We start from the raw sequence: 11,359 nt of genomic DNA, 5'->3' as shown, positions 1-11,359 counted from the left end.
GATATGGATAAACGAACATGGGTAAGGTAACCGGGTTTATGGAAATCGCGCGCCATGAGCGGCCGTATAAAGCGGTTGAAAATCGCGTCAAAAACTTCCGCGAGTTTGTCATCGCGCTTGACGACCGCGAACTTGAGGAGCAGGGCGCCAGATGCATGGATTGCGGCATTCCCTATTGCCAAACCGGCTGCCCGGTGAATAATATTATTCCGGATTGGAACGACCTGGTTTATCGCGGCGATTGGAAGCAGGCCAACGAAGTATTGCATTCGACCAACAATTTCCCTGAATTCACCGGCCGCATTTGTCCGGCGCCGTGCGAAGCGGCGTGCACCTTGAACATCGAAGATCAGCCGGTCACCATCAAAACCATCGAGCACGCCATCGTTGAGCGCGCCTGGAAGGAAGGCTGGATACAACCGCAAATTCCCAAACACCGCAGCGGTAAATACGTCGCCGTAGTGGGTTCTGGGCCCGCGGGCCTTGCCTGCGCCCAACAATTGGCCAGAGCCGGGCATTCGGTATCGCTCTATGAAAAGCAGGATCGCAGCGGCGGGCTGTTGCGATATGGGATTCCCGACTTCAAACTGGAAAAACACATCATCGACCGGCGCATGGCGCAAATGAAGACCGAGGGCGTGAAATTTCATTCCGGCACCCATATCGGCGTCGATATTCCTGTTTCATTTTTATTCGAGACCTTCGATGCCATCGTGCTAACCGGCGGCGCCGAGCATCCGCGAGAGCTTGAAGTCGATGGTCGGGAATTAAATGGCATTCACTTCGCTATGGATTTCCTGACCGGCAATACCCGCCGGGTGCAGGGGCATGACGCGGACGCCGCCGAGCGCATATCGGCCAAGGATAAAAATGTAGTGGTCATCGGCGGCGGCGACACCGGCTCCGATTGCATCGGCACTTCAACCAGGCAACAGGCAAAATCCATTACCCAAATTGAAATTCTGTCCGAGCCGCCGGAAAAAGAAAATAAGGCGCTAACCTGGCCGAATTGGCCGCATAAACTGCGCACCTCCTCGTCGCAGGAAGAAGGATGCGAGCGCATCTGGGATGTGAAGACGTGGTCATGCCTGGACGACGGCAACGGCAGTGTCGCGGCGTTGCGCTGCGTCAAGGTCGCGTGGTCGCGCGGCGATGGCGGCGAGTGGCGGATGCGGGAAATCCAGGGTTCGGAATTTGAGTTGAAAGCCGAATTGGTGTTGTTGGCGATGGGATTCGTTCATCCGGTTTATCACGGCTTGTTGGAAGATATGGGGATTGCGCTGGATAACCGCGGCAATGTAAACGCCGCCACCGATGGGAAAGGCGCATATCAAACCAATATCAAAAACGTGTTTGCCGCCGGTGATATGCGGCGCGGGCAGTCGCTGGTGGTGTGGGCGATTCGCGAAGGCCGGCAATGCGCGCGCGCGGTCGATCAGTTTCTTCAAGGGTATAGCGAGTTGCCGCAATAATGCCTGGGATGCCACTGACTGTTTTTTCTTTTTGGTGCGGGAGTGTTTATTTGTTGATAAGGTTTGGACGCAACCGATTTTTGCTCCTGCAAAATCGGTATACGACCGCCACGGATGGCGGAAGTGCAGATAATGTCGGGAACAATTATCTGCCGACCGCCACGGATGGCGGAAGTGCAAATAACGCATCGTTACATGGACGTAACTTATTAGAGCAATGCAGGAGCAATTGCCGAGGAGCAGTTATTTACAGTACATTCAGGTACATAATGAATGATCGATTGCTAAAAGCGTTGCGCCGCCAGCCCGTGGATTGCACACCGATTTGGATTATGCGCCAGGCTGGGCGTTACTTGCCGGAGTACCGCGCCACACGCGCGCGCGCCGGCGATTTTTTGACCCTGTGCAAGACTCCGGAATTGGCCTGCGAGGTAACGCTGCAGCCGCTGCGCCGGTTTGATTTGGATGCGGCGATTTTGTTCTCCGACATATTGACCATCCCCGATGCTTTTGGATTGGGCTGGTCCATTGACGAAGGCATGGGCCCAAAATTCGCACGCCCGTTGCGCAACAAAAGTGACGTGGAACGCCTGCCTGAAATCGATGTTGATGCTCAACTTGGGTATGTCATGCAGGCGATGCGCCTGACGCGCGCCGCGCTTGCAAACAAGACGCCGCTCATCGGCTTCAGCGGCAGCCCGTGGACGTTGGCAACCTACATGGTCGAAGGCGGCGGCAGCAAGGAGTATAAATACGCAAAGGGCATGATGCATGATCAGCCCGAGGTCGCGCGCAAGTTGCTCCGCAAAATCACCGTCGCGGTGGTCGATTATCTAAAAGCGCAGGTCGCCGCCGGCGCGCAAGCGTTGATGATTTTTGATACCTGGGGCGGGGTTTTGACCACGCCGGACTATGGCGACTTCTCGCTGGATTACATGGCGCAAATTGTAGCGGCGCTCAAAGCCGACGCGACCGCCGCCGATATTCCCATCACGCTATTCACCAAAGGCGGCGGCCACTGGCTTGAGAAAATTGCCGATAGCGGATGCGATGCGATTGGGCTGGACTGGACTATGCCGCTGCGCGCGGCGCGGCGGCGAGTCGGTCACCGGGTGGCGTTGCAGGGCAATATGGATCCCACGGTTCTGTATGCGTCGTCAGACAAAGTCGAGCAAGAAGCCAAGCGCGTGCTGGATGATTTTGGCGACGGCGATGGGCATATTTTTAATCTCGGTCATGGCATCCATCCCACCATCGACCCGGATCGGGTGGCAACGCTGGTGGATGCGGTTCATCGGCACAGCCGGCGGGATTAGCGTAGGTGGTGGATGCGCTACCGCTTTGGTGGCCGAAGCAGACCGTGACGCTCACCCCCTATCCGTCATTCCAACGAAAGTTGGAAAAAATCGCCTGGAGCGATTTTTCACGCAAGCCCCGAAGGGGTGAGTATCAGGGATGATACGAATAATCCAGTGAAAAATGCGCGGCGAAGCCGCACCACATTATGGCGCACCATTATGTTGTGTCCCTGACGGGACTCATATCCAACTGGATTGCCACGTCGCTTGCGCTCCTCGCAACGACGGCGGGGGTTGAACACCACCGTCATCGTTGCCGCCGCCGTTATTGCCGTGGTCATCGCCATGCGGACAGGTCGCAACCTGTCCCTACTTGACATTGTCTTTTTGCCGCACATATTAATGTGTCCGTCGCGCCCTCACCGCCGTCCCGAGTGGCAACGCTGGTGGACGCGGTGCATCGTTACAGTCGGCGATAACGCTTGCCTTTTCGCGCTATGCGACCGTCGCAGTCGTCGTCACGACGGCCTCCCCACCACCGTCATTCCGTGCTTGACACGGAATCCAGTAACAAAATGCGCGGCGTCAGCCGCACCACATACGACGGCCGGCGCGTTTAGCGACCGCGGCGATTATTCGGTCGCTTTTGCCTGGCTGTCCTCAAACTTTGACAACTGTTCCGGCGACGCTTTTTCCTGATGCCGCGATTTGTATTCGCTAAACGGCATGCCATAGATAATCTCCCGCGCCTGATCGTAATCCATTTCGATGCCGCGCTCGGCCGCCGCGCCCATGTACCATTTGGAAAAACAATTACGGCAGAAGTAGGCTAGGTTCATCAACTCGATATTTTGCACTTCGGGGTATTTGCGGAAATGCGCTATCATTTTTCTAAACAACGCGGCTTCGATTTCGGTTCTTTGTTGGTCGTCTATTTTCGGTTTAGTCATGTCTTATTTTGGCGGTTAAGTTTTAGAAGGTTGGATGCATATCTCGTCTGCACCAGATCCACGAGTACAACAACGACTATGACGAAGTAGAAAGTAGCTTTGCTCATCGCCTCAACCGGATAGCCGAATAGTTGCAAGCGCGCCAAGTGGCCGCCTTCGGTCAATAGCATGATGCCGACGATAAACAAGATAAACAGGCCAACCACTTCATACATTCGGTTTTTTTCAAGAAACTGCGCTACTCGATCCGACATCCATATCATTAGCATACCACCGATAATGATGGCGACAGCCATTACCCAAAATACATCGGTCAATGCCATGGCGCTGAGAATCGAATCGAAAGAAAACACCACGTTCATAATCACTATCCACGACAATTGTTTTGCGAATGAACTGCGCGCCGTATTGCCTGATGACAAATCATCGATAATCAGCATGTGCATGATTTCCTTGATGGCGGTATAGATAATAAATACGCCGCCAAATAACACGATAATACTGTGCAAGTTAAAATTTGCCTGCACAACATGCTCAAACGAGATTGAAAATAGTGAATCCTGAAACAAGGCGACAATCTTCAACACCACGAATAGCAGGATAATTCTTAGCATGACCGCCAAGCCGATGCCCCATCGGCGCAGCGATGCCTGACGCGATGCTTCGACCCGTTTTGACTCCAACGAAATATACAATAAGTTGTCAAACCCCAAAACCGCTTGCAACAAGGTCAGCATGAACAGCGTAAACAAATTGTCGAGATTAAAAATTTCCATGGCTCAGGGAGGCATTGATTGTGGATGGACAAATTTTACACGCAATCCGGACATTACTAAATTGAAACATATCAATGACGCCATTTGCTATACTCTGGCGGAAAACGCCGCCGACTTATGCCAACTTCCGAATCCAGTGTTTCACCGACAGAGCACGCTAGAAGCGTCATTGAGATTGAGTCTGCGGCGGTTACCGCGTTGCTTGATCGGCTGGATGACAATTTCGACCAGGCCTGCAGCCTGATTCTGAAATGCGAGGGCCGGGTTGTGGTGACTGGAATGGGCAAGTCAGGACATATCGGCGGAAAAATCGCCTCCACGCTGGCGAGTACCGGCACACCGGCATTTTTCGTTCATCCGGGTGAAGCCAGCCACGGAGATGTAGGGATGATTACTACCGATGATTTAGTGATCGCTATTTCCAATTCAGGCGAAACCACTGAATTGGTTTCCATCCTGCCCATCGTCAAGCGTCTGGGCGTGAAATTAATCACCCTGACCGGCAAGATCGATTCAACACTGGCGCAAAAATCAGACGCTTGCATCAATGTCAGTGTGGATAAAGAAGCCTGCCCGCATAATCTGGCGCCGACCGCGAGCACGACCGCGACCTTGGTCATGGGCGATGCCTTGGCCGTGGTGGTGCAAAGGCTGCGCGGGTTTTCCGCTCAGGATTTTGCGCGCACGCATCCTGGCGGTGTTTTGGGGAAACGATTGCTGTTGTTCGCCAGCGATTTAATGCACACCGGCGATGAGATGCCATTGGTGGATGAAGGCGCGACCATGGACGCATTGCTGTTGGAAATGACCTCGAAATCATTAGGCATGGCCGGCGTGGTGGATGGCGACGGAAAACTGTTGGGGATGTTCACCGATGGTGATATACGTCGAGGTCTGGGGCAAGGAATTGACATTTATAAAAGCAAGGCAAGCGCTTTGATGAGTGTCGATCCGTTTACGATTCATGCAGATATGCTGGCAGAAGAGATCATTCAGATAATGCGAGAATACGCGCAGCATGGCCCACATGCCATTAATAGCATGTTTGTGGTCGATGACGACCATCACGTAATTGGCGCGCTGAACACCCATGACCTGCTGAGAGCAGGTGTAATCTAACTCTGCCGGGCCACGCATCAATAATCAGTGAGGCAATGGAATTCAAGGATAATATTTCAATCGGCGCGATTTTCCTCGGCTTGGTGTTGTTGTCAATCTGGTTGCGGTTTGGATTGTTAGAAGAACCGAACGCCGGGATCACTGAAGCGGAGAAAAATAATCCGGATTATTATGCTGAAATGTTTGTCTCGTCCGGGCTGGATGAATCGGGCAAAAAATACCGAATTATTGCCGATCGCATGATGCACTACCCGGTTGACGGCCGGGCGCTGCTGGATAATCCTCATATCATCCAATATGATCTGGAAAATAATCCAAGACATATTTATGCGGAATCGGGTTGGCTATACGATAATCAATCTACCGTGTTGTTGACCGGCAACGTTCGCGTCATTGACAATCAATTGAACGGCATGCAATCGAGCAGTGCGAGTGGTACGGTAGCAGTACAAAAAATGGTGATACATCTTAGAGACAAAGGCTCATCTTAATTTAGAGGTTGGTCACAATGTTGAACAGGCTGATGTTAAGCAGGCTGATGGTTGGATTGTTAATGGGCGTGTTCTGCCAGGCAGGTTATGCCCTTGATAGCGATTCCGAGCAGCCCGTGACCTTGACCGCCGATGACTTCGAAATAGACTTGAACACCGGGGTTCGAGTTTACCGTGGCAACGTGGTCTTTCGACAGGGCAGTATTAAGTTGACCTGCGATGCATTAACCACTTATTTCAATGATGACGATGACGATGACGGTGTCCATGGCAATAAATTGAATAAAAGCGTATGCATAGGCCGCCCGGGTATATTCATGCAGCGACCGGAAGGTTCCGAAGCGGACCTGGTCGGGTCGGCCATGGAGATTACCATGGATGAAATTGAAAATTTAGTCACGCTGAAAAATCAGGCGAAAGTCGTGCACGGTGGTTCGACCATAACCGCACCAATGATTACTTACAACAGGCTTACCGAAAAGGCGTTTGTCACAGGCGGCGCATCTTCAGAAAACGCCCGACCCAGTCTGACCATCCAGCCGCGCGAAAAGGCAATCGATGAATAGCAGATGAATAGCACGATCCCGCAATGAAAAATTTGTCTGCCCGCCAACTGGTTAAAAAATATAAAAACACCACCATCGTTTACCGGGTTGATCTTAGCGTCTCCAATAACGAGATTGTCGGGCTATTGGGCGCGAACGGCGCCGGCAAAACGACTTGTTTCAATATGATGATTGGATTGGTGCGATGCGATTCCGGCACAATATTGTTAGACAATGAGGACATCACTGAATTACCGATGCATGAGCGCGCTCGCAAAGGCATTGGGTATTTGCCGCAGGAGCATTCGGTGTTCAGGAAATTGACCACGGAACAAAACATTCTCGCGGTTCTTGAAGTCGCGGCAAAACATAATAAGGCGGATCAGCACAAGATCTGCAACAAACTCATGGAAGAGTTCGGGATTGACCGACTTAGGGATAAACAAACCATACAGCTTTCCGGCGGGGAACAACGACGAGTGGAAATTGCCCGCGCCTTGGCTTTGGAGCCGGCGTTTATATTACTCGATGAACCGTTCGCCGGGGTTGATCCGATTGCGGTCAAGGACATTCAGCACATAATTACAGTGTTGAAAAGCCGAGGAATTGGCGTGTTAATCACCGATCACAATGTTCGGGAGACGCTGGGGATTTGTGATCGGGCGTATATTTTGCACCGCGGAGAAGTGCTGATATCGGGTGCGCCAGAGATTATAATGGCCGATAAAAGAGCCCGGGATGTGTACCTGGGAAATGATTTCCGGATGTAATATTTCAGGATGTAATGCGGAGACTCAGATCGAGAAACCAGTTTGTTGGCGATGGATTTTGAGTCGCTAAAGCAATAAAGTATAGCGCGAAAATTTGATTAGTATTTTTAGAGTAAACTAGGCCAGGTTCAATGAAAACACCCGCCGGGAAAACACCCGCCGAGGAAACACCGCCGGGAAAACAACGTGAGTGAAAGTTCTATGTTATGAAACCAGCGCTTGATTCAAGACCAAGTCAGAAATTGACGATGACGCCGCAATGGCAGCAGGCGGTCAGGTTATTGCGAATGTCAGCAAGCGAGTTGAGCGAACAGTTGCGGTACGCGCGTGCAACCAACCCATTGCTGGAAATAAAGGAAGCCAGCGAGCCGGAGTGGGAGTGCCGTGCCGACGAGATGCCCGAAGAGATGCCCGTCGTGATGCTCGAACGGATAGAAGATAACCTTAATGCCATAGATTCTGAATCGGGCGCGGTTGCCGTTGAGGTCGATGAAATAGATATTGTCCAGCTTCAATTTGATCAACTTTCCGATCCTGATAAATCCCTGTGGGACGATCCGCAAAATTATGCGCCGGTCGATCAAAGAAGGGCATCGCTCAACAGCGTGGCAAATTTCAATGACCTTAGCGCTCAGCACATCATCCCGGAACAACCCTCTACACTTAGACAGGCCTTAGGCGCTCAGGCTGTTTTTCTGTTCGATGAGGTCGACGACAGGCGAATCGCGCACCACATTATTCAGAATATTAATGACGCGGGCTATCTTGATGTGCCGATGGAAGATATCGAGCAAACCCTGAATTTGGACAGCGCGGTCGGCATGCATGACATCAAGCGAGTGCTCGGCGGATTGCAAAGCCTGGAGCCAGTGGGTGTTGCCGCCAGAGATGCAAAAGAATGCCTGCGGTTGCAGTTAGCCGCAAAGGATAAAAGCCTTGCTGGTTATCACGCCGCCCATGACATTATAGAACGCCACTTGGCGTTGCTGGCAAACAAAGACTATGCCATGCTGCGCAAAGCGCTCGGAGTTTCTGAACAAGAACTGGGCTTTGCTGTGGCACTGATTCAACAACTGAATCCTCATCCGGGATACAGCATCGGTCATTTAGCGGTGGGCTATATCGTTCCTGATATCATCGTCGAAAAGAAAGGCGGCCACTGGTGCGCAAGCCTGAATCCCAATGCGATGCCGACACTAAGCATCAACCGGGACTATCAAACATTGATTAACCAGAATCCCGGCGGTGAGTTCAGCAGCATGAAAGAACAACTCCAACAGGCGCGGCGGTTAATAAGCAATTTAGAAAAACGTCATCAAACGATTCTTTCCGTGGCCGAAGAGATTATTGAAAGACAGCAGGATTTTTTTCACTCCGGCGCAGGAAAAATCCGACCGTTGACCTTGAATGATATCGCCGAGCCTTTGGGAATACATGAATCGACTGTTTCAATCGCCACTGCCGGAAAATATTTATCGACGCCTCAGGGGAATTTCGAACTCGAGTATTTTTTCGGTCCGCAAATAACCGGCGTAAACGGTGACGCAATTTCCGCCACTTCGATTCAGGCCGAAATTCAGCGCATTGTTCAAAACGAATCACCGGCCAAGCCGGTCAGCGATGAAAAAATTTGTGCGCTATTGGCCAAAAAGAATTACCAAGTCGGCAAGCGCGTGCTAGCGAAATATCGGCAACAAATGAATATTCCGCCATCAGCCAAACGCAAGTCATTTTGAAGCAAGGCGAGGAGGCGACCATTCCAGAGAATCAATCCATCAATCATTCAATAACCTCAAATTTTGGAGTATGTTTTATGCAAATCTCAATCAGTGGACAACATATGGAAATCACAGAATCGTTACATCACCATGTCTCAGAAAAAGTGGAGAAAATAATCCGCCATTTCGATCACGTCACCCACACCAATGTGGTTCTCCATGTGGAAAAAACACGCCATATTGCCGAGGCCACGGTCAATACAAAAGGTGCTATGATTCACGCCTCCAGTGAAGCGGAAGACATGTACGCCGCCATAGATGCATTAGCGCACAAACTGGATAGACAGGTCATCAAGCACAAGGAAAAGCGCGGCGACCATCACAGAAATGAAGATTCGCTAAAACAAATCATTGAACAAATCCCTGAGTGACTGATGCAAATGACCGACGCAGTTTCAGCTGCGGCGCACCGCAATAGTGAGCCGCAAACCCCTTCCCCTCCCATGGACAGCCACAGGTATTTGCAACCCGATCTCGTGGTCGTGAATCTGTGTATCGCCAGCCGCAAACGATTGCTCAAACAATTCGCCGAGTTAATCGCCGCTAACGCCGCCATTTGCAATTCCGAGCATAGTGACGATCCCTATCTTGAGCAAATATTCGTCACTTTGCATAACCGCGAGCGCTTAGGCAGCACCGCTCTGGGCAACGGCATCGCGCTTCCCCATGGTCGAATTGAAGGGCTATCGGAGCCGGTCATTGCCATTGCCAAACTTGAACATCCGGTGGATTACGATGCTCCTGACGGGATGCCGGTGTGGCTGGCGGTGTGTCTGTTGGTGCCCGCTGAAGCCAATGAAGTCCATTTGAGTTTACTCGCCACCCTGGCCGCCAAATTCGATGATGATGATTTTGTTCGTGAAGTTAAGAAAACCGGTTCAACCACGGAGATTTATAATCTGTTTTCCGATATTTAAAAACGTATTATGACGGCGCTGGAACTGGAAACAGCAGGAGTATCTCCAATGAACCCGATGAGCCCTATTAATAATGCGACCACGGACATGATTATTATTAGCGGTCTGTCCGGTTCCGGCCGGAGTGTTGCGCTGCAGTCTTTGGAGGACATTGGCTATTACTGCATCGACAACCTGCCGGCGGTGCTGTTATTCGAATTCGCGGCGCGGCTGCTACCGCGTATCGACGGCGCCGATGCAGACGTGTTTCCGGGCGCTTCGGTCAGCATTGATTCCCGCAACAAGAATTTTTTGTCAGGACTCGATGCCACCTTGACCAAACTGGAGAGCCACGCCATCAATTATCGAATTTTGTTTCTGGAGGCCGAAGAGCAAAAACTGGTTCGGCGGTATAGCGAAACGCGCAGAAAGCATCCGCTTACCGATGACCAAACCCCCTTGCTGGAAGGCATTCGACGGGAGCGCGCGCTGTTGCAGCCGCTGCACGATAGAGCCGAGAAAATCATCGACACCACGGATACCACGGCGCATGAACTACGCGGGCTGATTCGGGATTTTGCCGGCGCCGGATTGTCGTCGGCGCCGTTGTTTCTGGTTGAATCGTTTGGGTTCAAGCATGGCACGCCGCGGGAAGCGGATTTTGTGTTTGACGTGCGCTGTCTGCCCAATCCCTATTGGCATAAAAATTTGGCGCCGCTGACGGGTTTGGATGCGCCGGTACAGGAATTTTTTGAAGACAACCCCGAAGTTCGGGATATGACCGGCGAAATTTTCAGATTCCTCAGTAAATGGCTGCCGGGCTTTGCCAATGAAAATCGCAGCTATATCACCGTGGCCATTGGCTGCACTGGCGGTCAGCATCGCTCGGTTTACATCAGCGAGCAACTGGAAGGTTTATTTTCCCAACAAGACATCATCGTCCAAGTCCGGCATCGGGAATTAGCCAAATGATTGCACCATGATTATCGCCATGATTATAGAGAAGCGAATCAAGATCATCAACAAGTTGGGCTTGCACGCCCGCGCCGCCGCGAAACTGGTGAAACTCAGCGCCGGTTTCAACAGCATCATCAAACTGCATAATGGCAGTAAACAGATTGATGCGAAAAGCATTATGGGCGTGCTGATGCTGGCTGCGGTCCAGGGAACCGAACTAAAACTGAGTGCCGAAGGCGTCGATGCGAAACAAGCCGCCGAAGATATTGCGGCATTATTCAATGACTGCTTTGGCGAAGGGGAATAG

The 11,359-nt window shown here is 51.6% G+C and carries 14 protein-coding genes; 11 read left to right on the top strand and 3 right to left on the bottom strand.

The window, feature by feature from the left end:
• The first annotated feature begins 17 nt into the window (after positions 1 to 17).
• Positions 18 to 1,472, top strand: a complete 1,455-nt coding sequence (locus tag ACP158_RS13975) for a glutamate synthase subunit beta (protein ID WP_424946718.1) — start codon at positions 18 to 20, stop codon at positions 1,470 to 1,472.
• A 269-nt stretch (positions 1,473 to 1,741) separates the two neighbouring features.
• Positions 1,742 to 2,788, top strand: a complete 1,047-nt coding sequence (hemE, locus tag ACP158_RS13970) for a uroporphyrinogen decarboxylase (protein WP_424948477.1) — start codon at positions 1,742 to 1,744, stop codon at positions 2,786 to 2,788.
• A 107-nt stretch (positions 2,789 to 2,895) separates the two neighbouring features.
• On the opposite strand, the gene ACP158_RS13965 is transcribed toward hemE, so the two are convergent.
• The 3 genes from ACP158_RS13965 to ACP158_RS13955 form a co-directional block, all read right to left on the bottom strand.
• Positions 2,896 to 3,111, bottom strand: a complete 216-nt coding sequence (locus tag ACP158_RS13965; RefSeq protein ID WP_424946717.1) for a hypothetical protein — start codon at positions 3,109 to 3,111, stop codon at positions 2,896 to 2,898.
• Between the two features lie 291 nt (positions 3,112 to 3,402).
• The gene (locus tag ACP158_RS13960) at positions 3,403 to 3,705 is read right to left on the bottom strand and encodes a DUF1244 domain-containing protein (RefSeq protein WP_424948476.1); all 303 of its coding nucleotides are present in this window, start codon (positions 3,703 to 3,705) and stop codon (positions 3,403 to 3,405) included.
• Positions 3,706 to 3,716: 11 nt separating this feature from the next.
• The gene (locus tag ACP158_RS13955) at positions 3,717 to 4,496 is read right to left on the bottom strand and encodes a TerC family protein (protein ID WP_424946716.1); all 780 of its coding nucleotides are present in this window, start codon (positions 4,494 to 4,496) and stop codon (positions 3,717 to 3,719) included.
• Positions 4,497 to 4,613: 117 nt separating this feature from the next.
• On the opposite strand from ACP158_RS13955, the gene ACP158_RS13950 reads away from it, so the two are divergent.
• The 9 genes from ACP158_RS13950 to ACP158_RS13910 all read left to right on the top strand — a co-directional run bounded on the left by ACP158_RS13950 (position 4,614) and on the right by ACP158_RS13910 (position 11,359).
• The gene (locus ACP158_RS13950; protein ID WP_424946715.1) at positions 4,614 to 5,615 is read left to right on the top strand and encodes a KpsF/GutQ family sugar-phosphate isomerase; all 1,002 of its coding nucleotides are present in this window, start codon (positions 4,614 to 4,616) and stop codon (positions 5,613 to 5,615) included.
• Between the two features lie 35 nt (positions 5,616 to 5,650).
• On the top strand, positions 5,651 to 6,106 hold the full coding sequence (gene lptC, locus ACP158_RS13945) for an LPS export ABC transporter periplasmic protein LptC (RefSeq protein WP_424946714.1): 456 nt from the start codon (positions 5,651 to 5,653) through the stop codon (positions 6,104 to 6,106).
• Positions 6,107 to 6,123: 17 nt separating this feature from the next.
• Positions 6,124 to 6,672, top strand: coding sequence for a lipopolysaccharide transport periplasmic protein LptA (gene lptA, locus ACP158_RS13940; protein WP_424946713.1), 549 nt, complete (start codon positions 6,124 to 6,126; stop codon positions 6,670 to 6,672).
• Between the two features lie 23 nt (positions 6,673 to 6,695).
• Positions 6,696 to 7,421: an LPS export ABC transporter ATP-binding protein gene (gene lptB / locus ACP158_RS13935; RefSeq protein ID WP_424946712.1), complete on the top strand. Its 726-nt coding sequence runs from the start codon at positions 6,696 to 6,698 to the stop codon at positions 7,419 to 7,421.
• A 206-nt stretch (positions 7,422 to 7,627) separates the two neighbouring features.
• On the top strand, positions 7,628 to 9,157 hold the full coding sequence (gene rpoN, locus ACP158_RS13930) for an RNA polymerase factor sigma-54 (RefSeq protein WP_424946711.1): 1,530 nt from the start codon (positions 7,628 to 7,630) through the stop codon (positions 9,155 to 9,157).
• Between the two features lie 77 nt (positions 9,158 to 9,234).
• Positions 9,235 to 9,570, top strand: coding sequence for a ribosome hibernation-promoting factor, HPF/YfiA family (gene hpf, locus ACP158_RS13925; RefSeq protein WP_424946710.1), 336 nt, complete (start codon positions 9,235 to 9,237; stop codon positions 9,568 to 9,570).
• A gap of 9 nt (positions 9,571 to 9,579) precedes the next feature.
• Positions 9,580 to 10,116, top strand: a complete 537-nt coding sequence (locus tag ACP158_RS13920) for a PTS sugar transporter subunit IIA (RefSeq protein WP_424946709.1) — start codon at positions 9,580 to 9,582, stop codon at positions 10,114 to 10,116.
• A 9-nt stretch (positions 10,117 to 10,125) separates the two neighbouring features.
• Positions 10,126 to 11,067 (top strand): RNase adapter RapZ, encoded by a 942-nt coding sequence (gene rapZ / locus ACP158_RS13915; RefSeq protein ID WP_424946708.1) that lies wholly within the window; start codon positions 10,126 to 10,128, stop codon positions 11,065 to 11,067.
• Between the two features lie 22 nt (positions 11,068 to 11,089).
• Positions 11,090 to 11,359 carry an HPr family phosphocarrier protein gene (locus tag ACP158_RS13910; protein WP_424948475.1) on the top strand — a complete coding sequence of 90 codons (270 nt, stop codon included), beginning with the start codon at positions 11,090 to 11,092 and terminating at the stop codon, positions 11,357 to 11,359.

Source organism: Candidatus Spongiihabitans sp. (assembly GCF_965247905.1).
Classification (GTDB): Bacteria; Pseudomonadota; Gammaproteobacteria; order Arenicellales; family Poriferihabitantaceae; genus Spongiihabitans.
The sequence above is the reverse complement of the archived record's forward strand: the minus strand, read 5'-3'. Positions and strand labels throughout refer to the sequence as shown.